The following is a 24,433-nucleotide window of genomic DNA, read 5'->3' as shown; positions in this document are numbered from 1 at the left end:
AACACGGCCCGATATATATTTATCAAGGCACCGTTCGCCACTCTATTGACCTTATCATACGCATGTTAAACTGCCCACAATCTCTTAAAAGGAATGGTCATTATGTTGCTGGCGGTATTAGCGTTGTTAGCAGGCTTAGGCTTGCTGGTGTGGAGTGCAGACAAATTTGTAGATGGCGCGGCGGCAACAGCTAAATATGCAGGTATGCCGCCGTTGCTGATTGGTATGTTAGTGGTGGGTTTTGGTACTTCAGCACCCGAAATGGTGGTGTCGGCGATGGCAGCCATTGATGGTAATCCCGCTTTGGCTTTAGGGAATGCTTATGGCTCGAATATCACCAACATTGCGTTAATTTTAGGCTTAGTCGCGTTGATTAGCCCTATTGCGGTTAATTCGCAAGTGCTGCGAAAAGAGCTACCCATTTTATTAGGCGTAACATTGTTTGCAGGTTGGCAATTATTCGATCATCAGTTAACACGGTTTGATGCTTGGTGTTTGTTAGGCGTGTTTTTACTGTTAATGATTTGGTCGGTATGGCAAGGCATGCGTAACCCTGGCGATCCGATGGCAGTCGAAATGAATTCCGAACTGGCCAACGCGGAGAGTATGAGCTTAAAACAATCGATAATCTGGTTGCTGGTAGGCTTATTGTTATTGATTTTGGCTTCGCGGATGTTGGTGTACGGTGCGGTGTTTATTGCACAATCATTGGGTGTCAGCGATTTAGTCATCGGCTTAACGGTGGTGGCGGTGGGCACCTCGTTACCAGAGTTGGCGTCTTCATTGATTGCCATCAAAAAAGGTGAGCACGATATTGCCTTGGGTAATGTGATCGGTTCAAACCTGTTTAATACCTTAGCGGTAGTGGGTATCGCTGCGGCTATTCAACCGATGAGTGTTGATGCCGTGGTATTAACACGCGATTGGACCTTGATGGCGGTGCTGACTGCGGCGTTATTGGTGCTCGGGTTTGGTTACAAAAAACAGGGGCGTATTAATCGGTTTGAAGGCGCGCTGCTGCTGGCCGTATTCTGTGGTTATACCGGTTATCTATTAAGCACCGTGTTGGGCTGATGGCATATCACAAGCCTGAGTTAGATAGCGGTTATTATTTACAGCATTTTAATGAGCTGCTGCAGTTTGTGGCAGCGCATTATCAAGCAGTGTTAACGGCAGACAGTCAGGCTTTTATTAGCGACTTTGCTGCCTTAGCGCCCTCTGCGCAGCTGTTGTTGGTGCGCATGCTGAATCGCAAAGGCGCAGTGTTTTGTGATAGCGAGCTAAGTTACGATGAAATTGGTGCGCCAACACCTTGGTTAACGCTGTTACAGCAACAGGGTTTTGTCGCAGAACTACAGACTGCGGATTTAACCGATTTTTGGTTACGTCTGACCAAACACACTTTATGGCAATTACTTGAGCTGGCGCAGCAGCAATTAGCCGTGCCGTTAGAGCTTAAAAAAAGCGCCACCAAACCCCAATTGCTGCGTATCGCGTTGAGTTTGCCAGTGGATTGGTTGGCACTGATCCGCCAGTTACCACAGCGCTATGTGGTGTTACAGCGGCAAGCCGCACTAAGTTATATCTATTTCCTGTATTTTGGCCGCATAGAAAGCAATTTATCGCTGTTTACGCTGCGCGATCTGGGTATTCGGCAAACTGGGCAATTTAAACAAGTCTTCCAACCTCGCTTTACCGAGTTAGCTCAAGCGCAACTGGCTTTTAGCATTGCTAGCGCTAAAGCACCGATCCAAGCATTAACCAAAAAACTGAAACCGCTAACGGATGTGGCAACTATCCGCGCCGAATTACAGCCGATGCTCACTATGGTTGAACACTGGCCGCAAACCGATGATCCGCAGCTCAGCACTAAGCGCAGCGAACGGTGTTATCAGCTAGGCCGGATTGCCGAGCAGCAGCGGCAAATGGATTTTGCTATCGCGTTTTATCAGCAAAGTGCTGATTTTCCCGCATCAGAGCGACTGGCGCGCTTGTATTGGCAGCAAGGCGAGCGCGAGCAATGCCAAAGCTATTTGCAGCAACTGTTAAATGATCCAGCCTGTGATGAAGAATGGCTGTTCGCCGATGATTTTTTCACTCGGCACTTTCCTGCGCCAGGCACGGTCAGTGCTAAGCGCTCCCGACTGACAGAATTACTGCAACAAGCCCCCAGTATCGGTGTGGATGAGTTGTACTTAGGCAAAGCTGAGCAAGGTGTGATCGCGCATTATCAACGCCAAGGTTATCAGGCGTTTCATGCCGAAAATAACCTATGGTTGGCGCTATTTGCCCTATGGTTTTGGCATGAGCTATTTGAGCATCCGGCGAGTGCCTTGCATAACCCGTTTGAACGGCGGCCACGCAATCTCAGTGCTGGGCTGTTTTACTCGCAATTTGCCGACAGTATTGAACAGAAACTGCAGTGGTTAGACGAGCCTGGGGCCACGCAGCATCTGCTAAATGCTTTGGCCGCGCATTTTGGCAAACGCAATAGTATCTGTTTTTGGCCGCAAGACTTGGCTGAACAACTGTTACCTTTGATTAAGCTGGCGCCGGCCAAGGCGTTAGCCACTTTGTTACGCCATATGGCGCAAGATTTTCAGCGCTGCAGTAGTGGCTATCCTGACTTGCTACTGATCAAAGGAAATGAGCTGGCTTTTGTTGAAGTCAAAGCCCCGGGTGACAAGATCCAGCGCCATCAACTCGCGCGTTTGTTAGCTTTGCAGCAAGCGGGGTTTAACGCCCGTTTAGAAAAGCTGCATTGGATCATCGATCCTGATCGTCTGTATGTGGTACTTGATGTCGAAACCACTGGCGGTAAAGCGGGGAGTGATAGGGTCATTGAAATTGGTGCGGTTAAAGTACAATCTGGCGAGATCATTGATAGCTTTAGCACCTTACTTGATCCTCAGCGGCGCATTCCGTCTTTTATCAGCCGACTAACCGGCATTACAAATAATATGGTTGTGGACGCCCCCACCTTTGCCGAAATAGCCGATAGCTTAGCGGCCTTTCTCAACGGCGCGGTGTTCGTGGCGCATAACGTGAAATTTGATTACGGCTTTATTAAGGCCGAGTTTGCTCGGTTAGCCATAACCTTGGATATGCCGCAGCTGTGTACCGTGGTAAATATGCGCCGGTTTTATCCCGGGCATGCTTCTTACAGTTTAGGCAAATTATGCCAAGCGTTAGACATTCCATTGCTGAATCATCACCGCGCCTTAGATGATGCTAAAGCCGCTGCGCAGTTACTCTTACTGATAAATCACAAACGCGGTAAGCCAGAGCACGCCACGACCTAACTCCTTTTTAATGCGGCATATATTGCCTTAATAGAAGGCATAAGTCATCGAGCTATGCCGTCATTACCAGCGGCGATAAAGGCTGCTGGCTTAATAAGGTGTGCTGCTGTCATCGTCTATAGTGTTAAGGGCAACTTGTAAGAATCATGGCTTTAATGAAGAGGGTTCGAATGACACAACATCAACGTAGTTGGCTTGGCTGGACAGGGCTCGTCATTTGGCGATTTTTACTGTGCTTTAGCCTCGCCTTATTAACTTTGCTGTGTGTGCTGCGCTTTATCCCGCCACCCACCTCCGCTTTTATGCTGCAAAGCCCTTATCCCGTGACGCAACATTGGATAGACATCACTGAACTGCCGACACATGTGCCGTTAGCGATGGTTGCCTCTGAAGATCAGCGGTTTCCTCAGCATTGGGGGGTAGATTTTGCGGCGATCAGTCAAGCGCTACAGCAATTTGATAATGGTGGTGGTCTGCGGGGGGCGAGTACCCTAAGCCAGCAAACAGCAAAAAATCTATTGTTATGGCCAGGACAAAGTTTTTTACGTAAAGGCATAGAAGCGGGTTTAGCACTGAGTCTTGAGGTTATTTGGGGTAAAAAGCGGATTTTAGAGGTATACCTCAATCTTGCTGAATTTGGGCAAGGTATATACGGTGTTGAAGCGGCTAGCCAACATTATTTTGCTAAATCGGCGCGCTATCTCACCGTTAATGAGGCGGCGAGGCTCGCCGTGCTGTTACCCAGTCCACGCTCGCGCGATCCACGTCAATTAACGCCTTATTTGCGTCAACGCGTCGCTTGGGTCGAGCGACAAATGCGGCAATTAGGGAGCAGTTACTTAAACCCGATATTGCATTAATCACTGGTGGTAGCAATAACCGCGACGCAACTGCAAAAAAATCAGCAAAGGTTAACAAGCGGCTATACTTTATTTTTTAAATAAAGGATGCCAAATGATGATTAGATTGTTAATTGTTCTGTGGGTGTGCGCATGGCCTTTAGGGGTAGCAGCTAAGCCTGAGTTGCTGCTAGCTCAGATTTACCATGAAGATGTCGACATTCAAGATTATTGGGTAAGCGAGAAACTAGATGGTGTGCGTGCTTATTGGGATGGTAAACAACTACTTAGCCGAGGAGGCAATATTATTGCCGCGCCGTCTTGGTTTCTTGCTGATTTTCCAAGCCAAAAATTAGATGGCGAGCTGTGGCTGGGTCGCCAGCAGTTTGCCGCCACGTTAAGCATAGTGAGCAAGCAACAACCGGTACAGAGCGAATGGCAACAAATTCGCTATTACGTATTTGAGTTACCCGAGGCGGCAGGAACCTTTAGTGATCGGGTCTTGGCAATGCACGCGCTTAAACAGCAGCTCAATTCGCCTTATATCGTCATTGTGCCGCAGTTTCGTGTTGCGGATAAGCAACAACTGTTTACTAAACTTACTGAGCTGGAGCAGGCTGGCGCAGAGGGCTTAATGTTGCATCATCAAGCCGCGTTGTATCATACCGGCAGAAGTCAGGCGTTATTAAAGCTGAAAACCTATCAGGATGCAGAAGCCGAAGTGGTGGGTTATCGCCCGGGTAAGGGCAAGTATCAAGGTATGGTTGGAGCGCTTATCGTCAAAACACCTGAAGGCAAAACCTTTGCTATTGGCAGTGGTTTAACGGATGCGCTTCGCGAAACACCACCAGAAATTGGCACGGTGATAACCTATCGGTATAACGGTCTGACCGTGCATGGCTTACCCCGTTTTGCGCGATTTTTAAAAGTGCACTCCGATTTTTAAGCCATGGGTTCGAGTTTCACGGTGGCGGGGCGCAATAAGGCTCGGATCCGTTCAAAAGGAGTCAACACGATAGCATTGCCCAGCAACACCAGCGCAAAACCGCTAAAGGTATAACTGGTCCAGCTAAAACCTTCAAATAAGGTACTTAATACCACGGCCACTAATGGAAACAGCACTATGGTATAGCTGGCTTTTTCCGGGCCAATTTTTTTCAGTAGCGCAAAATAACTGGCAAACGCGATGACCGAGCCAAAGATCGCCAGATAGAGCAATGAAGCAAGATAAGCCGGTTCAGTACTGAAGTTAAACTGTTGTCCTTGCCATAATGCCGCTAACAATAATACGCCGCTACCGTACAGCATGCCCCATGCATTCACTTGCATAATGGGCATGCCTTCTCGTGAGTTGCGCACGCTGACCATGTTGCCAAACGAGGCCGAGAGTGCACCCGATAAGATCAGCAATAAGCCGATTAAGCTGGCATTGGTAAAATCTAACCCATCTAAATCAGGCCAAAACAGCACCACAATACCGGCGATGCCCATTAAGGCACCAAAATAAATACGTTTCGCTACCGGTTTGCCGAAAAACAACCGCGTATTAACGATGTTCATCAGTAGCATAGTGGTAAAGGCGATGGCGGTCATCGCGGAGGTCAGGTATTGTTGTGCTTGATAAATAAACAGAAAGTTGACGGCAAAATTGAGCGTGGCTAACAACAAAATAAAGCCATGCTGGCGCAGCGTAAAACGCATATCGAGCTTTTTGTACCAGCAAAATAGCCACATCAGTACAGCGGCAATTGCAAAACGGTACAAGAGTGATACTTCAATCGCAACTTCACCGAGTTGAAACTCAATGGCAAACCAGGTGGAACCCCAGATCAACACGGTAACTAAGTACAATAAGATGTTTTGCATAAAGCGATGCCAGAGGCGATAAAGGCACTGATCATAAAGCCTTGTTCAAGATTAAAACAGTAGTCAAAGTAGAATTTTATGGGTTTGTTTAGCAACAAGGGTGGTTTTGTTGGGAGTCAAACCATTAAGCTGCGCAAGGTTTTAATTTTGCATAGTCGAGAATTTTTTCGCCGCTGGCGAGGGACTTTCTTTTGCCTCGCCAAAAGAAAGTCCCGCAAAGAAAAGGCGACCCACGTTGCGGCGAAAGCCCGTTCAATTTTGCCCGCCCAAGGCGACGAGGTAACTCGCTCGGTGCTACCGCGCCTCACTCAAACACCCCTCGTCTTAAAACCTTGGTCGCGCAAATTTGATCGGCTTGCAACGTAATGGGATTGAAAAGCACAACAGCCTTAAATGCTTGGTCTTTGACCTCAAACATGAAAACGATTTGGGGTAAAAAACGGATTATTCAGCTTAGCGAATACCGCTCTGGTTTTTAGTCCCCTTAGAGCGAGCCGACTGATCATCGTTGGCCAAGGTTTTAAGAAAACGGGTGTTTGAGTGCGGCGACGTTAGCGCCGCGCGAGTTACGTTTTCGCCTTGGACAACGATTGAGCAGTTGGGCTTTCGAGCGGAAGTGGGGTCGCATTTTCTTTGGATACTTTCTTTTGGCGACGCAAAAGAAAGTATCTCGCCAACGGCGAAAACGTTAAGGATCTTGGTATCTGAACCCGAAGCCAATCGTGCAAAAAGCGTCGCAAGTGCAAGCAAAAGCATCCTGAAAAATGTAGACTCGGCCTTAGGAAATCTGGCTAAAAGTGCAAGCACTGCTGGAGCTGAGAGTACGGCCTTGGTAACTGATATAAATGAAGCACTTGATAAAATGAGAGAGAAGAGATCGATAAGTGATGCGTAACGGACTAAAAAATTATCTAAATATGTCTTTTTCATTTGGAATAATGATTGTTATGGGTGTATTGATAATAAAAGACCAAATAGCTCATCATCAGTATACTTCAGGCTATATTGAATACTTTGAATGCTTTAACGACAAAAAGACGGAGTCGACTTATCAATATAATTTGAAACTTAAAAGTGACGAGAGTTTTAGGAATCGAATCAAAGTACCTTGTGACGTAATCCCCAAAATCTCAAAAGGGGATTATGTCGAGGTTGAAAGTATTGGTCACATTTTCATCCAAATAACCCTCAATGAAGTTGAATTATTTGACAAAGCTTACTTAGAGAGAAGAAGCAATGTTAACTTTATTTTTATACTGCTTTTTTTGTTAGGGTTATGTGATTTCAGCTATAGAATGTTTAACAACGTAAAGAGTAGGAAACCCATCTAAACATAATATCAGACCAATTCTCAGAAGTTAGATAAGGAAAATGAGTGTTGACGTTCATGGTGTTTTGTATTCTTTTTATTCTTGTCTTAAATTACTAATATGCGGGGCTATTGCGAGTTTTAGTTTTTGGATATCCAATTGACAAAGCTATACAAGGCCATGTGAAATTTGATCAAAAGTGGCGGGTACTCGCTGTTCATAGCTTGCGGGGCTTTGTTTTATCTGGCTTGGGTTTATAAAGCTGGCTGAGCAGCGGTTTCTGAACGGATAGAATTAATAATTTAAAAAAATAGGTTTAAGTGGGAGTAATGGGTAAACGTAAGATAAAGTACAGCGAGGGCGATGTGTTCTTAGTGCCCTCCAGGGATGGTAAGTTTTTTGTTGGGCAAATTATAGTTGATGGCGATTCTGATATTGGAGCATTATTTTGTAAGCGTAACGCCAACCACACATTCCTATCCTAACTGATCAACATTACCCTGTCTGCCTCTTTAAATTATCAGGGTAATCATCATGAAACGCACTAAAGAACAATGGCTGGCCTTATTCGCCGAGCAAGCCCAAAGTGGCCTTACTCAAACGGCATTTGCTAAACGACAAGGGATTATCCCGACCTATTTCAATCTCCGTAAACGCCAGTTGTTGGCTCATCAGAATGATGACACCGGTTTCATTGAATTAGCACCACAAAGCTCGCCACTGGCCCGGCATATCCTGCTACGCAAGCGTGATATGGAATTGCAACTTCCAGCAGGGACGGATGCACTCTGGTTAGCCGCCTTGCTCAGGGCACTTTGACCATGAAAATGTTCCTCGATGTGCTTAAGGTCTATTTGCATAAACAGCCGGTCGATTTTCGCAAATCCATTAATGGCTTATCGTTGCTGGTCGAGCAAGAGATGCAGCTCTCGCCATTTAGCGGCGCATTGTTTGTGTTCTGTAATCGGCAGCGTACCCGGTTAAAAGTGCTGTACTGGGATAGCACTGGGTTTTGTCTGTGGTACAAAAGGCTTGAAAAAGACACGTTTCGCTGGCCAAGGCAGATGCCAGGTAAAGTGTTGTCTATTAGCGAGCAGCAATGGCATTGGCTGTTGCAAGGTGTCGATATTCAAAAAATCACCGCGCACCAGCCGCTGCATTACCAGAGTGTGGGTTGATATGCCGATCGGCTATAAATCCTGTAGATCGCATCCAAAACAATCTAAATCTTACCAAGCACTTAGCCAAATTGGCCGTTACAATAACGGCTATGAAAAAGATACCAGATACCCTACCTGATGACGTTGAACTGCTTAAGAAAATGCTGCTTGAGCAGACAGCGCTACTTGCCAAGCATGAGCAAAAGCTTGAGCGAAAACTGGCGCAAAAAGACAAACGCATCGCTAAATTAGAGCGGGTTAACCAGCAGCTGTCGGATAAGCTGCAGCAATTGCTGGAGCGCTATAACCTGAAGAAGTATCAGAAATTTAGCCCCAGCAGCGAGACCTACGAAGGTGAAGGCGAAGTCTTAAATGAGGCCGAACAGCTTATTGAAGAGCAGTCCGTAGCGACAGAGCCAGACACTCAGACGACCGAGAGCGCTGAGAAAACCGTCAAACCACGTCGGCCGCGTATTATTCCTGAATTGCCCCGCGTTGACGTTATCCATGACATTGACGATAAAACCTGTGCCTGCTGCGGCCATGCGCTGCATCAAATGGGTGAAGAAGTCAGTGAGCAAATCGAGTTCGTGCCAGCACAAATCCGGGTGCTTAGGAACGTGCGGCTGAAATACAGCTGCCGGCAGTGTGAAACCAATGGCACTAAGGTCGACATTAAGATTGCCGATGTACCGCCTGCGGTTATCCCTAAGAGCATGGCCACGCCAAGTTTACTGGCGCAAATCATCAGCAGCAAAATGCACTATGGGATGCCACTTTACCGACAAGAAAAACTGTTTAATGAAGCCGGCATTGAGCTTAGTCGTCAAACGATGAGTCGTTGGCTGATAACCTGTGCAGATAAACTTAAACCGCTACTGGCGTTAATGAAAGCTGAGCTTCTGAAACAGCCGGTGCTGTGGGCAGATGAAACCACGGTCAATGTGCTAGATGTTGAGAAAAGCACCTGTTACATGTGGGTATATGGCTGTGGCTTAGAGAAAAGTACCGGCCCTAAGCTGGTGCTGTTTGATTATCAGGATAGTCGCAGCAGTAAACATCCCTGTGACTTCTTATCCGGCTTTAACGGTTATCTGCAGGTCGATGGTTATGCCGGATATGAGAAAACTCACGCAACCTTAGTCGGTTGCTGGGCGCATGCCAGACGCAAGTTCGTTGAAGCCCAAAAAGCACAGGGCAAAGGCAAAACGGGTAAAGCGGATGTGGCCCTTAACCACATCCAGAAACTCTATGCACTGGAGAGTAAATTAAAAACTGCGCCGCCTGATAAGAAGTATGACGCCAGACAAGCACTAGCTAAACCACTGCTAGAACAATTTAAAAGCTGGCTGGATAAATCAAGCGAGAGTGTCACGAAAGAAAGTTTACTGGGAGTGGCTATCACGTATAGCCTGAATCAGTGGCCCAAACTAATCCGCTATCTGGGTGATGGCCGATTAAATATCGACAACAACCGTGCTGAGCGCGCGGTCAAACCGTTCGTGATTGGTCGCAAGGCGTGGCTGTTTGCCAATACCAAGACGGGTGCACAAGCCAGTGCGGCGCTGTACAGCCTGGTTGAAACCGCCAAAATCAATGGTCTGGAACCGTATGATTACTTATGCCGCTTGCTGACAGAGCTGCCCAAAGCCAATACCCACGAGCAACTGCAACAACTCCTGCCTTACTGATCACCAGCCACACCGCAAGGTGTGGTTGTTGTTACGCTTACATTATTTTGCTATTTTTTTGACCTAAAAGTTACCATTGATGAAGCACAAAATATCTCTGATTTGTCGTCAGAAAAAATTATAAGCGCAATTTTAATTACACCCGAAATGATACAGCGAGGCTACTGGACAATAACCGTTAATTGTCCAGTAGTTCAAAGTGTTCATGAGAAATTATATTGGCGTTTAAAAGAAAATAATTTTGTTGGTTCTCGCGTTAACGGTGGTGGTCTGATAGCGGATAAGCTGGATACCTACTACGGACTTCTTGAAGAGAGCTATTGGGCTCGGTTGGACATGGTATATGAAGCGTTTTTAGTTCCTCCAGAAAAACGTCAGTCTTGATATTTACAAACAAGAAACGTTTAGTTTCTGACCCCAAACATAAGAGGATTAATAGCGAGATCGCTTAGTAACATTTTAAATTCACTAGGGTTGATGAGAAGCGCTTAACCTTCTCGCCGTTGGCGAGTAACTTTCTTTTGCCTCGCCAAAAGAAAGTCCCGCAAAGAAAAGGCGACCCACGTTGCGGCGAAAGCCCCTTTCAATTTTGCCCGCCCAAGGCGACGAGGTAACTCGCTCGGCGCTAACGGCCCTCATTCAAACACCCCTCGTCTTAAAAACTTGGTCGGACAAACTTGCTCGGCTTGCAACGTAATGGGATTAACAGCAGTGCAGCGCGGTTAGTCGATGACGTTTTAACGTGAAGCTGATTTCTACAGCTCAATTTGTGGTAATGAGTGGATCAAATTTCAGTTGTTGGTGTAGTGAACGATTAAGTGGAGTTGGCTAATTATTTAACCTTTTCGCCGTTGGCGAGGGACTTTCTTTTGTTTCGCCAAAAGAAAGTCCCGCAAAGAAAAGGCGACCCACGTTGCGGCGAAAGCCCGTTCAATTTTGCCCGCCCAAGGCGACGAGGTAACTCGTTCGGCGCTACCGCACCTCACTCAAACACCCCTCGTCTTAAAACCTTGGTCGTGCAAACTTGCTCGGCTTGCAACGTAATGGGATTGAAAAGCACATCAGCCTTAAATGCTTAGTCTTTGACCCCAAACATGAAAACGATTTGGGGTAAAAAACGGATTATTCAGCTTAGTGAATACCGCTCTGGCTTTTTATTCCCCTTAGAGCGAGCCGACTGATCATCGTTGTCCAAGGTTTTAAGAAAACGGGTGTTTGAGTGCGGCGACGGTAGCGCCGCGCGAGTTACGTTTTCGCCTTGGACAGCGCATGAGCAATTGGGCTTTCGAGCGGAAGTGGGGTCGCATTTTCTTTGGATACTTTCTTTTGGCGACGCAAAAGAAAGTATCTCGCCAACGGTGAAATCGTTAAGGGTCTTGGTATCAGAACCCGAAGCTACTCAAACACTCCTCGTCTTAACACCTGGTCACGCAAACTTGCTCGGCTTGCAACGTAATGGGATTAAAAAGTACATCAGCCTGCGGAGTGTTTCTGTTTATTACTGCAAAAAGCGAAGAACCAAAATTCCTGCCGCATCAAAATGTCTACGCGCATATCCGCAATAACTTAAGATCTGACAATTGGCTAAGTTTTTTAAAAAATAAATACCTTATCAATTCCTTGCTCGCAAAGGTCAACAGGACTAATATTTGTACGTTAAGTTGTACTAATTGGAGTTCAATATGAGCCGTATACATCTAGATAAAGATATTCAGCCTTTATCTGAATTTCGTGCTGGCGTTACATCATTTATTAAGCAAGTCAATGAGACACGTCGGCCGTTGGTTATTACGCAGCATGGTAAAGGTGTGGCCGTTGTTCTTGATGTCGCAGAATATGAAGCAATGCAAGAGAAGATCGAGTTACTTGAAGAAATACATACTGCTGAAGCGCAATTAGCTGCAGGTTTAGGTGTATTAAATAAAGATGCTCGTTCCCAAATCTTAAAACGCATTCATAGATGAGAGTAGTCTGGTCACCTTTAGCATTACAAAAGCTGGGTGATGCTGCAGAGTTTATTGCTTTGGATAATCCCTACGCCGCAGAAAAATGGGTAAATGACGTTTTTGACAAAACGGATCTCCTTGAATCAGTGCCAGAAATGGGGCGAATGGTTCCAGAAATGCCTCATACACACTACCGAGAAATTATTTTTGGTCATTACCGCATCATTTATAGCTTGAGTCATGAGATACGCGTGCTAACGGTAAGACATTGTCGTCAGTTGCTCACCGAGCATGATGTATGAAACGATGTTAGTAAATGCTTAGTATCTGACACCAAGCATCGATTGTTGAAAGCTTTTTCGCCGTTGGTGAGTAACTTTCTTTTGGCGACGCAAAAGAAAGTATCTCACCGCAGGTGAAATGCTGACTAGCTGATTAGGCTAAGATGCTGAAATGATGATCAAACGTTTTTGGGTAAAAGACAGAAGTGGGGTCGCATTTTCTTTGGAGACTTTCTTTTAGCGACGCAAAAGAAAGTCTGTCACCGCAGGTGAAATCTTGCCTCACCAAGTAGGCTAAGCCACCGAATATTCAGCCGCAAAAAATGCAGGTAAAACTTAGCGTGGAAAGGCCTGCAGCGTCATTTCAGCAATTTGCTGCAGTTGCTCTGCTGTGGCGCCATTATTGGCTTGAATCGCCATGCCTTGTAACACGGTTCCCATAAAGCGTGACAACACTTCTGCATCAACATGTGCCGGAAGATCGCCCGCTATTTTGGCCTGAGCAAAGCGTTCATGCAGTTTTTGTTCACCGGCTAACCGACGATTAATTAATGCCGCTTTAACGGCCGATGCGGCTTCGCTGCAAGACAAGGCCCCCTGTACGACAAAACAACCTTGCGGCTGTGATTTATCGGCCATATTATTCGCTGCGCCAAAAAGCATGTGTTCGGCAACTTGATAGGCAGTGGGTTTTTCTAGTGCCGGTAAAAAAAACGAGCAAGGACGGCTTTCATAAAGCTCAATGGCTTTTAAAAAAAGCTGCTCTTTATTACCAAAAGCGGCATACAAGCTGGGTTTGTTAATTCCCATGGCTTCGGTGAGATCGGCTAATGAAGTGCCATCGTATCCTCTGCGCCAGAAAACCTCTAGAGCCTTCTCAAGCGCGGTATCTGTATCAAAGGCGCGGGGGCGGCCGACACTTTGTGGGCAACTTGTTACGGTCATGGCTCTGCTCCTGAAAATAGTGTTTATATAGTAAACAGCAAATCGCCCCATGTCCAGCAAGGGTTATATACCGCTAGGTATAAAACCTGACCCCCAGCTAACGCTTATAACGAATCGTTATAAAGGCAAACTTATTATATTTACCACTTGGTACAAAATAGATTGACAGTAAGAGATAAATCTATATATTTACCGACCGGTACAAAATAAGCAGATTTAATGCAAATTACGCAACAAAGTGGAGACGTGCGTCATGAGTAGTTTCAAACAGGTGAAAATTTTAATGTTAGCCAGCGTTGCGGCATTAGCGCTGTCCGCTTGTGGCAATCCTGAAGCCGCAGAGCAAGCTACGGCGCCTGCTGCTCCTGAAGTGAGTGTGGCACAGGTTGTCGCTGAGCGTATCACCGAATGGGACGAATTTACGGGCCGTTTGCAAGCTCCGCAAACCGTGAGGTTGGTGCCTCGTGTATCCGGTTATATTGAGCAGGTACATTTCAGCGAGGGCGCTTTGGTGCGTGAAGGGGATTTACTGCTGCAAATCGATCCTCGCCCGTTTACCGCAGATGTGGCGCGTTTAAAAGCCGAATTACAAAACGCCGAAAGCGCGGCCAGCTTAGCTGAAAGTGAATTTCGGCGTGGCGAAAGGTTAAGCAAGCAGCAAGCTATTTCTACTGAAGCACTCGACAGCCGTTTAGCACGGCAACAACAAACAGCAGCCACTGTTGCTGCGGTGAAAGCCGCCTTACAGCGCGCAGAGTTAGATTTAAGTTATACCCGCGTAACGGCCCCTATTAGTGGCCGAGTGTCTTATGCGATGGTAACGGCCGGTAACTTTGTGACCGCTGGGCAAACTGAACTGACCAATGTGGTCTCGACTGATAAAATGTATGCCTATTTCGATGTAGACGAGCAAAGCTATTTAAAATACGCCCGCCTAAGCAACGAAGGAAAACGCGCCGATACGCGTGATGCAACGGGCAACCCCGTTTATATGGCGCTGGCTAACGATACAGATTATCAACATATCGGTCAGATCGATTTTGTGGATAACAGTGTCAATCAACACACTGGCACTATTCGTCTTCGCGCCAGTTTTGCTAATCAAGATAACCAGTTATTACCCGGTTTATTTGCCCGTTTTAAAGCTCGTTGGCAGCAATAGCTATGACGGCGTGTTAATTGATGAAAAAGCCATTGGTACGGATTTGAATAATAAGTTTGTATTGGTGGTGAATGCCAATAATCAACTGGAATATCGCGCCGTGACTTTAGGGGAAAAAATCAATGATTTGCGCATTGTTAAAGCGGGCTTAGCCCCTAGCGATAAGATCGTGGTCAATGGTTTGCAGCGGGTACGGCCGAATATGCAAATTTCACCGAAAATGGTGGAGATGGCAAATGAAACGCAGTTAACGCAAATTCGTCAGGCACAGCAACTGCTTGAGCAAAGCCATGCCGCATTAACAGCACAAGCCGCACACAGCGTGACTCAAGGTTAAGGGCTCTTCGATGTTTTCTCAATTTTTTATCAAACGGCCGATCTTTGCTGCCGTTATTTCATTACTGTTTTTTATCAGTGGTGCCATTGCGGTTTGGCAACTGCCGGTAACGGAATATCCAGAAGTGGTGCCACCCACTGTGGTGGTCACCGCAAATTATCCGGGTGCCAACCCTAAAGTGATTGCTGAAACCGTTGCCTCGCCGTTAGAGCAGGAAATCAACGGTGTTGAAGATATGTTGTATATGTCATCGCAAGCCACCTCGGATGGCCGCATGACCTTAACCATTACCTTTGCCATTGGTACCAACGTCGATTTAGCGCAAAGTCAGGTGCAAGCGCGGGTTGATCGCGCTATGCCAAGGCTGCCGCAAGAAGTGCAGCGACTGGGTATTGTCACAGAGAAATCGTCACCCGATCTGACTATGGTGGTGCATTTAACGTCACCAGACGATCGTTACGACATGCTGTATTTATCAAATTATGCTGCGCTAAATGTTAAAGATGAATTAGCGCGTATTGAAGGTGTTGGCGCGGTACGGGTATTTGGTGCGGGTGATTACAGCATGCGTATCTGGTTAGATCCGAGTAAGGTTGCGGCCTTAGGGTTATCGCCAAGCCAAATTGCCAGTGCCATTCGTGAGCAAAACCAACAAGCGGCAGCCGGTAGCTTAGGCGCACAACCGAGTGGCGATGCCGATTTTCAATTATTGATCAATGTGAAAGGCCGTTTAACCACGGAGGCAGAGTTTGAAGACATTATTATCAAAGTGGGCGAGCGTGGTGAAATCAGCCGCTTAAAAGATGTCGCCCGGGTCGAATTGGGTGCATCCACCTATGCGTTACGCTCTTTATTAGATAACAAAGATGCCGTCGCGTTACCGATCTTCCAAGCGTCGGGTTCAAACGCTATCCAAATTTCTAATGATGTGCGCAGCACCATGCAAACGTTAAGCAAGAGTTTTCCAGATGGCCTAACTTACGACATTGTGTACGATCCAACCGTGTTTGTGCGCGGCTCAATTGAGGCCGTTGTTAAAACCTTATTAGAAGCGGTTTTACTAGTAGTACTGGTCGTGGTGCTGTTTTTACAAACATGGCGCGCGTCTATTATTCCGCTGGTAGCTGTGCCAGTGTCTTTAGTGGGTACTTTTGCCTTTATGCACTTAATGGGTTTCTCATTAAATGCCTTATCGTTATTTGGCTTGGTTTTAGCAATTGGTATCGTGGTTGATGATGCCATAGTGGTGGTCGAAAACGTTGAGCGTAATATCAGCGAAGGTTTATCACCGGTAGCGGCTACACAAAAAGCCATGAAAGAGGTCACGGGGCCTATCGTGGCCACCACCTTGGTATTAGCGGCCGTGTTTATTCCAACGGCGTTTATGTCGGGTTTAACCGGGCAATTTTATAAGCAATTCGCGCTAACGATTACTATTTCTACCTTTATTTCGGCGATTAACTCTTTAACGTTGAGCCCGGCATTGTCGGCCCTTTTGTTAAGAGGGCATGGCGAGAAAAAAGATGCGCTAACCCGTGGTATGGACAAACTGTTAGGCGGTTGGTTGTTTGCACCGTTTAACCGTTTCTTTGCGCGGTTGTCGAATGGCTATGGTTATTTGGTGCAAAAAATCATCCGTTTTGGTGCCATTGTGATGTTGCTGTATGTTGCCTTGGTCGGTTTAACCGGCTTGCAGTTTGCCACTACGCCAACCGGTTATGTGCCTGGGCAAGATAAGCAGTATTTAGTTGCTTTTGCGCAGCTACCAGATGCCGCTTCACTTGAGCGTACCGAAGCGGTGGTGAAAGAAATGTCACGGATCGCCTTAGCACAGCCAGGTGTGGCTAATTCGGTGGCCTTTCCAGGACTGAGCATCAATGGCTTTACCAATAGCCCGAACAGTGGTGTGGTCTTTACCCCGTTAGACAGCTTTGACGAGCGTCAAGATCCAGCGTTATCCGCTAATGCCATCGCTGCGGCCTTAAACCAAAAATTTGCTGGTATTGAAGATGCTTACATCGCTATTTTTCCACCACCGCCAGTACAAGGTTTAGGCACCATTGGCGGCTTTAGATTGCAAATTCAAGACCGTGCTAATTATGGTTATGAAGAGCTGTACAACGTGACCATGCAGGTAATGATGAAAGCGTGGCAGACACCTGAACTTGCTGGGGTGTTTTCAAGTTATCAGGTTAATGTGCCGCAGCTAGATTTAGATATTGATCGCACCAAAGCGAAACAACAGCAAGTTTCGTTGGATACGGTGTTTCAAACGTTGCAGGCGTATATGGGCTCGGTTTATGTCAATGACTTTAACCAGTTTGGTCGCACCTATCAGGTGAATATGCAAGCTGATCAAAAGTTTAGACAAACGCCAGAACAAATCAGCCAGTTAAAAGTACCGAATGCCCAGGGTGAAATGATCCCACTTGGTTCTTTTATCACGGTAACCGATACCGCCGGCCCTGATCGCGTGATGCACTACAACGGTTTTACTACGGCAGAATTAAATGGTGGTGCGGCCCCCGGCTTTAGCAGTGGCGAAGCGCAAGCGGCTATTGAGAAAATCTTGGCAGAAACGCTACCCAATGGCATGACTTACGAGTGGACTGAACTGACCTACCAGCAAATCTTAGCCGGTAATGCGGGCATGTTTATCTACCCGTTAGTGATTTTGCTGGTGTTTATGGTGTTAGCGGCGCAGTACGAAAGCTTAAGCTTGCCGCTGGCGATAATCCTGATCATTCCAATGACCTTATTATCGGCGTTAAGTGGTGTGCTGTTATACGGCGGTGATAACAACATCTTTACGCAAATTGGTTTAATTGTGTTGGTGGGCTTGGCAACGAAGAATGCCATTCTTATCGTCGAGTTTGCGAAAGAGTTGCAAGACCAAGGCATGACAGCTTTAGAGGCCATTTTAGAGGCCGGTCGCTTACGTTTAAGACCGATTTTAATGACGTCTATTGCCTTTATTATGGGCGTAGTACCGATGGTGTTCTCCAGTGGTGCCGGTGCAGAAATGCGACAAGCGATGGGCGTAGCGGTATTTGCTGGCATGATTGGTGTCACTATTTTCGGCTTAATTTTAACCCCGTTGTTTTATTATTTACTGGCCAGTCGGCAACAGCAAAAACGTGCCGCGACGCCAGTGCAACAAAACCCGACTGTGGAGGCTTCTGATGCCTAACATGTTTAAGCTATCAACGATGGCAATACTGGTCGCTACGTTAAGTGCCTGCACGGTGGGGCCCGATTATCAGCAACCGACTCAGATAGCCACCATTAACTTTGATAGCCCTTATCAACAAGCAGAGCAAGCTCAAAGCTGGTGGCTAGCGTTCGATGATGCCACGTTAAACCGCTTAATTAGCCGTGCTTTAGTGGAGAACCGCACCTTAGTGCAAGCTCGCGCTAACGTTGACCGCGCCTATGCGGTATTTCGTGACACGCAAAATAATAGCTTGCCCAAGGGGAGTTTAGCGAGCGGTTATCAAGCAACAGAAAATGGCACTGTGTCGAGCAGCGATGACGGTGTCATTACCCGTGGTTTTAGCAATGGCGCTAGCCTAAGTTGGGATATCGACTTATTTGGTAAGTTAAGGCGGGCCACCGAAGCGGCAACCGCGGCGGCAGAGCAAGCCGATATCTTGTGGCATGATGCGCAAGTGCAGCTGATTAGCCAAGTTGCCACCAGCTATGGTGAATATCGCGGTGCTCAGCTGCGGTTATTAGTGGCAGAGCAAAATTTGCAGAATTTGCAGCAAAGCCGTGACATCGTGCTAGCTCGGCTTGAAGCCGGTTTAGCGTCTGAATTAGAGTTAGCGCAAATTGAGGTGCAATATCATCAGGTGCAAGCCGCGGTGCCCGCCTTACGGGTAGCCTTGTTAACTGCCGATGCCACTTTATCAGCGTTATTAGCGCAACAACCCGGCAAACTTAACTTAGGCTCTGTACCGAAACTGCCTGAGTTGGCCGAGCCTGTCGCCGTGGTCGCCGGTGAAAATTATCTGCGTTATCGCGCCGATGTTGCCAGCGCTGAGCGCGAGTTAGCGGCACGAACTGCCGATATTGGCGTGGCCACTGCCGATCTGTATCCGAACTTATCCGTAACGGGCTTTTTGGGTTTTATTTCGGGCCCAGGTTTTTCCTTGGGCAGTGATAATCAAAGTTGGGCGCTTGCGCCCACACTAAGCTGGCAGGCTGCCGATTTAGGCTCGGTGAAAGCGCGGATCCGTGTGGCTGAAGCCAATGCCACTATGGCCTTAGCCCAGTTTGAGCAGCAGGTGTTCAATGCCATTGCCGATATGCAACTGAGCTTGCAAAGCTACAATTTGAGCCGTGAGCAGCAACTGAGCACTGAGCGGCAATGGCAAGCTAGCAATAAAGCGCTGCGTATCGCGCGCGAGCGATACAATGCTGGTAGTGGTGAGTTTTTAGCGTTATTAGATGCCGAACGCGAGCAGCTGTTCGCGCGTGATCAGTTAGCGCAGTTGCAGCAACAAAGCTTTAGTCGTTTAGTGGCTATTTACCGCAGTTTTGGTGGTGCGATCCAGCTGCAATAAATACAGCTAGCCGTGCTTAGAGATAAAAACTGGGTTAATCCTAATACCGATCAGTTTAACGTATAGCATGACGTAGTTTGCTCACATCAACACGCCATGAATCATCCCTGAGGCTCGATTCCGGCCATCCATGGCCTTCAACGGTTGATTTAGAGCAAACAGGTCATGCTTAACTGACTTGCATTGGGAGTAATCCAGCTTTTTGCTTTGATAAAACCGTTAAAATACCTGAAGGGCGCTAATTCCTGTTTAAAGTCACTTGCTGAGTGCACAACTAATCGCCAAAATAGCCGCCTACTGCGATGAGGTCACTATGGTTAATTTAGCTTTGCTGGGTGCGTTTATTCCGACGTTTTTGTTTGTGTCGGTAACACCGGGTATGTGTATGACGCTGGCAATGACGCTAGGTATGAGTCAGGGCGTGCGCCGCACCTTTTGGATGATGTGGGGTGAAATGTTAGGCGTGGGGCTGGTGGCGGTATTGGCCGTGCTAGGCGTCGCCGCGCTCATGTTGCAATTTCCGGCGTTATTTCAATGGTTCAAACTGCTGGGCGCGGCTTATTTGTGCTATGTGGGTATCCAAATGTGGCGGGCTAAAGGCAAGTTAGCTTTACCCAGTTCTGGCGCCGTACCGAAATTGTTATCGCGCCGCGCCTTGTTTAGTCAGGGGTTTATCACCGCAGTGTCCAATCCGAAAGGCTGGGCATTTCATATGGCGTTATTACCGCCGTTTATCGACAGTTCGCTGTCGTTTTGGCCGCAACTGGCTATTTTGATCAGTATTATTTTGTTGCTAGAGTTTTTATCTATGCTGCTGTATGCCAGTGGCGGTAAAGCCTTGGCATTGTTTCTAACACGGTCTAATCGGGTGCAGTATCTCAATCGCATTGGCGCCAGCCTGATGTTCGGCGTGGCGCTGTGGATGCTAGTCGATTAACGCTTAATCGGGCTTGGGCGGTGTTTTGGCACTGCCAATACCGCCACTTAACACCAGTTGTAGCGCTTCAGCGGGTTTCATATCAATTTTGCGAGTGCAGCTGCGCGGTACAATAATGGTATAACCGCCCACGTTGTAGGCCATCGGTAAAAATACCGCTAATTGCTCTTCTTGCATTAAGCTCGACATACGGTCATCGGCTTGGCCGCCTTGTTTGGTGACAATACCAATCATCTCAATCTCGGATGAGGGCAGCTTAACCAGTACCACCGAGCCATCTTTAAAGTTTTTACCCGACATCACATCAATAATATCTTGCAACATGCCGTAAATTTGTTTGGTGCCGGGCAATTTCATCAGCGTTTTGCCGGGTAATTGCCACAGCCAGTTAAGGCTGCGCCAACGTGAGCTAAAACCCACTGCAACACAGACTAATAGGAAGCCGACGATGGCTAAACCCGGAAAATACCATTCACCCGGCAGAACCATTTTAAACAACGGTGCCAAACTGCTTTCGATGGTATGCAGCAGCCAGCGTAAGATCTCAATGGTGATCACTAAGGGTAAAATGATCACCAAGCCTTTCAATAGGCTTTTTACAAATATGTTCATGAAAATCCTTTTATGGCTTAGCACTATTTAACGCATGAATGGCAAAACTACCTAACCAATGACCACCTTCGTAACTGTCGCCAATCAGGTTAGGATAGGAGTGCGCAACATGCTGATCGGCAATGGCTTGTAAATGGGCATAGCGTGAGTATTGTTTGGCCAGCACCGATAAATTCCAAGCGCGACTGAAGTTTAAACCATCTAAATGCACCAGTTTACCATCGCTGCGATCGCTAACTTGGCCAACGGCCAGTTTATAGTTCTTATCGGCTAATTGCGGCATAAAGCGGTTTACCCAGCGTAAAAACTGACCGGCAGGTAAAATGCGCTGCATAAGGCCAATTTCTTCTAAGCAAGGCGATAAAAAGTCGTAACCACTCGGCTCCCAAGTGATGAGGCAGTTGGCATCGTCTAAATAATAGCTTTTGGCTCGCTCACTGATCAGCTGTTGTAACGCGGTATGCTGCAGGGTAAGCGCATAATCGTAAGCAAAGCTTAAACCAAAGGCGGTATTAGTATGTTCACCCACTCGCACTGGATAAACCAAGCGCGGTAAGAAGTTTTCGTAGCGGCTAACAATCACATCGGCCAGTGGTTGTAAATTTTTAGCCAATTGTTGGCCAAGCGGATCGGGCCAACTGTGCAGCTCTGCGGATAGCTTTAACAACCAGGCCCAGCCATAAGTGCGTTCAAACGACGCATTGATATCTTTGCTAAAGAACGCGACTTCTTGTGCCACTTTTTCAGCGGTGATATGACGTTTTAAAATCGTTTTAACCTCTTCAGCTTGCGCCAGCTCAGGAAACTGTTTCAGTAAGGTAACCATTGACCAATAGCCATGCACCGCACTGTGCCAATCAAAGCAGCCAAAAAATATCGGGTGCACTACCGACGGTTCTTGTAAATCCGCGGCACTGCCCAATACAGTGCCCGTTTTGTATGGATAAGGTGTTTCGACACAATGCAGCGGTAATGTCACCAGCTTGTTAGCTTCGGCTAGAGTCAAGCTATGGTGAGTTGCGGCGGTATTATTCGCCTGGCTGGTAAAACTGAGTGTGGCGACAAAAACCATGCTGAGCAGGGTGCTTAACTTCATAATGAAACCTTGTTGTCTGCAGATAAGATCAGGTAATGCATCTAAGACTAAAGCATATTGGTGAGGTTGTTAATGTAAATTCGCCGCCTTTCGTCATTTCGCGGTTTTATATGGGCGAAAGCACGTTGCCGATTAATAAACTAATTGCGCTATAACTGGCAGCCTACCTTTACAGCTCTGCGTTCTCTTTAGCTTGCGCCGGTGTGTGCGCTGCGGCAGAAACTCAACTCTGATGTTGGCTTATGTTAAACTGACGTCAATTTGGCTTTGCCTGCATGTTCGCGCAGAGCCTGTCGTTCTCTTCGATTTTCAGGAGCCTTTGTGACTGCTTTATCTAGCTTATATCCACAACCCTTATGGCAATGGTTTGCGCAAATTTGTGCTATTCCTCATCCTTCAAAACATGAACAAGCACTTAGCCGGCATATTCAAGCCTGGGCGCGAGATAAAGGCTTAGCCGTGCATGAAGATCAGGTTGGCAACTTAATTATTAAAAAACCCGCTACTGCAGGCATGGAAAACCGTAAAGCCGTGGTTATTCAAGCGCACCTTGATATGGTGCCACAGAAAAATGCCGATAAAGTGCATGATTTTACAAAAGATCCTATTGATGCTTACGTTGATGGCGAATGGGTCACGGCACGTGGCACCACGCTAGGCTCAGACAACGGTATCGGTATGGCATCTGCGTTAGCCATCTTAGGCAGTGATGACATTAAACACGGCCCATTAGAAGTGTTACTCACGGTAGATGAAGAAGCGGGCATGACGGGCGCCTTTGCTTTGCAACCCGGTGTGCTAGAAGCCGAAATTTTAATTAATACCGACTCAGAGCAAGAAGGTGAAATTTACATGGGCTGCGCCGGTGGTGTAGACGCCGAGTTTAGCGTGCCGATGCAATGGCAACCTATCCCTGCAGGACATCAAGCATGTCGGTTAAGTTTAACCGGTTTAAAGGGTGGCCACTCGGGCGTGAATATTCACTTAGGTCGCGGTAATGCCGCCAAACTATTAGCGCGCTTTTTAGTGATGTCGGCCGCTGAATTAGGTTTGCGGATCAGTGAAATAGTCGGCGGCTCTTTACGAAATGCCATTCCGCGTGAAGCCGGTGTTACGGTGACCTTGCCTGCGGCGAATCAAGCCTTGTTAGCTGAAAAAGTCGCGGCTTTTGAAGCGTTATTACAGCAAGAGTTAGCGGCTATTGAGCCAGCGATCCGCTTTGCTATGTCGGAAACCATTTTACCCTCACAAGTCATGGCGCCACAGTGTGAACAAACGCTATTAAACTTATTACATGCTTGTCCAAATGGCGTGATGCGGATGAGTGATGACGTGGCGGGTGTGGTTGAAACCTCGTTAAACTTAGGTGTGATCACCACCGATGGCGACAGTGTACAGGTGGTGTGTTTAATTCGCTCACTGATCGATTCGGGCCGTGAGCATGTCGAGTCGGTATTGACCAGTTTGGCGGCATTAGCCGGTGTCTCGATCAAATTTAACGGTGCTTATCCAGGTTGGAAGCCGGATCCTGATTCACCGGTAATGGCTATCGTTAAAGCCACTTACGAAGACATCTACAATAAAGAGCCAGTGATAATGGTGATCCATGCGGGTTTAGAATGTGGTTTATTTAAAAAGCCTTATCCTGAGATGGATATGGTATCGATTGGCCCAACCATTCGTTATCCGCATGGCCCTGACGAAATGGTGAATATCGAAACGGTCGGCCAGTATTGGCAATTGCTGTTAGCAGTACTAGAGCGTATCCCGGAAAAGACTGCAGCTTAAGTCACTAAGCAAGCCGCAGTAAGCCATTACTGCGGCTTTTTCTTGGGCCAGCCCACTATTTGCAGCTGCCAATCCAAATCAAATTGTCAGTCGCCACCCCGATCCGTTCGGCTTCTTTTAAGAAAGGCGCACATTCTGCCGCCGTTAATTGCGGTTGGCGTGCCAGTAGCCAAGCGTAATCCGTATTAGGGCCTATTACCAAGGCAATTTGATAATCGGCATCTAACATGGCGATATTATAGCCGCTATAAAAAGGCCCAAAAAACGACACTTTTAAGCGGCCAACATCAGCGGCTTCCACAAAGTAAGCTTTGCCATTGGCGGTGTTCCAGCGTTGTTTTTTAGCATCGTAGCCACGGTTAATAACACTCACACCACCATCATCACGCCGTTGATATTCTGCGGTTACTTGGGTTAAGCCTCGCTCAAAAGAATGATCTAACCTGGCAATTTCATGCCAGGTACCAAGATAGCGCTCTAGCTCAAAAGGTTGCACCGGCGTTACGCCATCAGGCACGGCGGTGCAACCGGTTAGCAAAAATAGGCAGATCCAGAAAAAACGCATAACCACTCCTGTTTAAATATTTCGCAGATGA

Annotated in this window: 21 protein-coding genes and 1 pseudogene; 17 read left to right on the top strand and 5 right to left on the bottom strand. The window is 47.1% G+C overall.

All coding sequences use genetic code 11. The features are described from left to right. Positions 1-102: 102 nt before the first annotated feature. The 4 genes from ACUJFK_RS16560 to ACUJFK_RS16545 all read left to right on the top strand — a co-directional run bounded on the left by ACUJFK_RS16560 (position 103) and on the right by ACUJFK_RS16545 (position 5,087). Positions 103-1,074 carry a calcium/sodium antiporter gene (locus ACUJFK_RS16560; RefSeq protein WP_445425512.1) on the top strand — a complete coding sequence of 324 codons (972 nt, stop codon included), beginning with the start codon at positions 103-105 and terminating at the stop codon, positions 1,072-1,074. Then, positions 1,074-3,302: an exonuclease domain-containing protein gene (locus ACUJFK_RS16555; protein ID WP_445425511.1), complete on the top strand. Its 2,229-nt coding sequence runs from the start codon at positions 1,074-1,076 to the stop codon at positions 3,300-3,302. Before ACUJFK_RS16560 ends, ACUJFK_RS16555 begins: the two co-directional genes overlap by 1 nt. Positions 3,303-3,472: 170 nt before the next feature. Then, positions 3,473-4,162 carry a monofunctional biosynthetic peptidoglycan transglycosylase gene (gene mtgA / locus ACUJFK_RS16550; RefSeq protein WP_445425510.1) on the top strand — a complete coding sequence of 230 codons (690 nt, stop codon included), beginning with the start codon at positions 3,473-3,475 and terminating at the stop codon, positions 4,160-4,162. A 94-nt stretch (positions 4,163-4,256) separates the two neighbouring features. Next, positions 4,257-5,087, top strand: a complete 831-nt coding sequence (locus ACUJFK_RS16545) for a DNA ligase (RefSeq protein WP_445425509.1) — start codon at positions 4,257-4,259, stop codon at positions 5,085-5,087. On the opposite strand, the gene ACUJFK_RS16540 is transcribed toward ACUJFK_RS16545, so the two are convergent. Next, the gene (locus ACUJFK_RS16540; RefSeq protein ID WP_306177847.1) at positions 5,084-6,007 is read right to left on the bottom strand and encodes a DMT family transporter; all 924 of its coding nucleotides are present in this window, start codon (positions 6,005-6,007) and stop codon (positions 5,084-5,086) included. The two genes, ACUJFK_RS16545 and ACUJFK_RS16540, sit on opposite strands and share 4 nt — an antisense overlap. Before the next feature lie 78 nt (positions 6,008-6,085). Here ACUJFK_RS16540 and ACUJFK_RS16535 point away from each other — a divergent pair, with 78 nt between their 5' ends. From ACUJFK_RS16535 to ACUJFK_RS16500, 8 genes are all read left to right on the top strand, one after another. Further along, a complete protein-coding gene (locus ACUJFK_RS16535; RefSeq protein ID WP_445425508.1) occupies positions 6,086-6,373 on the top strand; it encodes a hypothetical protein in 288 nt (95 codons plus the stop codon). A 142-nt stretch (positions 6,374-6,515) separates the two neighbouring features. After that, entirely contained in the window at positions 6,516-6,902 is a 387-nt protein-coding gene (locus ACUJFK_RS16530) for a hypothetical protein (RefSeq protein WP_445425507.1), read from the top strand. 949 nt (positions 6,903-7,851) lie between these two features. After that, positions 7,852-8,136, top strand: a complete 285-nt coding sequence (tnpA, locus tag ACUJFK_RS16525; RefSeq protein WP_226752469.1) for an IS66 family insertion sequence element accessory protein TnpA — start codon at positions 7,852-7,854, stop codon at positions 8,134-8,136. Positions 8,137-8,138: 2 nt separating this feature from the next. Next, positions 8,139-8,495: an IS66 family insertion sequence element accessory protein TnpB gene (tnpB, locus tag ACUJFK_RS16520; protein WP_445425237.1), complete on the top strand. Its 357-nt coding sequence runs from the start codon at positions 8,139-8,141 to the stop codon at positions 8,493-8,495. 92 nt (positions 8,496-8,587) lie between these two features. Beyond that, complete coding sequence (tnpC, locus tag ACUJFK_RS16515) at positions 8,588-10,168, top strand: IS66 family transposase (RefSeq protein ID WP_445425506.1); 1,581 nt, start codon at positions 8,588-8,590, stop codon at positions 10,166-10,168. 21 nt (positions 10,169-10,189) lie between these two features. After that, positions 10,190-10,552, top strand: a complete 363-nt coding sequence (locus ACUJFK_RS16510) for a hypothetical protein (RefSeq protein WP_445425505.1) — start codon at positions 10,190-10,192, stop codon at positions 10,550-10,552. Positions 10,553-11,850: 1,298 nt separating this feature from the next. Then, positions 11,851-12,132, top strand: a complete 282-nt coding sequence (locus ACUJFK_RS16505) for a type II toxin-antitoxin system Phd/YefM family antitoxin (protein ID WP_445425504.1) — start codon at positions 11,851-11,853, stop codon at positions 12,130-12,132. Beyond that, positions 12,129-12,416, top strand: coding sequence for a type II toxin-antitoxin system RelE/ParE family toxin (locus tag ACUJFK_RS16500; RefSeq protein WP_445425503.1), 288 nt, complete (start codon positions 12,129-12,131; stop codon positions 12,414-12,416). Before ACUJFK_RS16505 ends, ACUJFK_RS16500 begins: the two co-directional genes overlap by 4 nt. 315 nt (positions 12,417-12,731) lie before the next feature. Here the strand turns inward: ACUJFK_RS16500 and ACUJFK_RS16495 are convergent, their stop codons facing one another. Further along, complete coding sequence (locus ACUJFK_RS16495) at positions 12,732-13,340, bottom strand: TetR/AcrR family transcriptional regulator (RefSeq protein WP_445425502.1); 609 nt, start codon at positions 13,338-13,340, stop codon at positions 12,732-12,734. Between the two features lie 253 nt (positions 13,341-13,593). Between ACUJFK_RS16495 and ACUJFK_RS16490 the strand changes: the two are divergent. The 4 genes and pseudogenes from ACUJFK_RS16490 to ACUJFK_RS16475 all read left to right on the top strand — a co-directional run bounded on the left by ACUJFK_RS16490 (position 13,594) and on the right by ACUJFK_RS16475 (position 20,341). Next, positions 13,594-14,839: pseudogene (locus ACUJFK_RS16490) on the top strand (efflux RND transporter periplasmic adaptor subunit). 10 nt (positions 14,840-14,849) lie between these two features. After that, complete coding sequence (locus tag ACUJFK_RS16485) at positions 14,850-18,029, top strand: efflux RND transporter permease subunit (protein ID WP_445425501.1); 3,180 nt, start codon at positions 14,850-14,852, stop codon at positions 18,027-18,029. Beyond that, on the top strand, positions 18,022-19,404 hold the full coding sequence (locus ACUJFK_RS16480; RefSeq protein WP_445425500.1) for an efflux transporter outer membrane subunit: 1,383 nt from the start codon (positions 18,022-18,024) through the stop codon (positions 19,402-19,404). Before ACUJFK_RS16485 ends, ACUJFK_RS16480 begins: the two co-directional genes overlap by 8 nt. Positions 19,405-19,717: 313 nt before the next feature. Beyond that, positions 19,718-20,341: a LysE family translocator gene (locus tag ACUJFK_RS16475; protein WP_445425499.1), complete on the top strand. Its 624-nt coding sequence runs from the start codon at positions 19,718-19,720 to the stop codon at positions 20,339-20,341. 3 nt (positions 20,342-20,344) lie between these two features. On the opposite strand, the gene ACUJFK_RS16470 is transcribed toward ACUJFK_RS16475, so the two are convergent. Continuing rightward, a complete protein-coding gene (locus ACUJFK_RS16470; RefSeq protein WP_445425498.1) occupies positions 20,345-20,953 on the bottom strand; it encodes a DUF502 domain-containing protein in 609 nt (202 codons plus the stop codon). A gap of 10 nt (positions 20,954-20,963) precedes the next feature. Beyond that, entirely contained in the window at positions 20,964-22,049 is a 1,086-nt protein-coding gene (locus ACUJFK_RS16465; RefSeq protein WP_445425497.1) for a DUF2891 domain-containing protein, read from the bottom strand. Positions 22,050-22,370: 321 nt separating this feature from the next. On the opposite strand from ACUJFK_RS16465, the gene ACUJFK_RS16460 reads away from it, so the two are divergent. Continuing rightward, positions 22,371-23,837, top strand: coding sequence for an aminoacyl-histidine dipeptidase (locus ACUJFK_RS16460; protein WP_445425496.1), 1,467 nt, complete (start codon positions 22,371-22,373; stop codon positions 23,835-23,837). A gap of 55 nt (positions 23,838-23,892) precedes the next feature. Here the strand turns inward: ACUJFK_RS16460 and ACUJFK_RS16455 are convergent, their stop codons facing one another. Beyond that, the gene (locus ACUJFK_RS16455; RefSeq protein ID WP_445425495.1) at positions 23,893-24,402 is read right to left on the bottom strand and encodes a lipocalin family protein; all 510 of its coding nucleotides are present in this window, start codon (positions 24,400-24,402) and stop codon (positions 23,893-23,895) included. Positions 24,403-24,433 lie beyond the last annotated feature (31 nt).

The sequence above is a fragment of the Alishewanella sp. HL-SH06 genome (assembly GCF_052656265.1).
The sequence above is the reverse complement of the archived record's forward strand: the minus strand, read 5'-3'. Positions and strand labels throughout refer to the sequence as shown.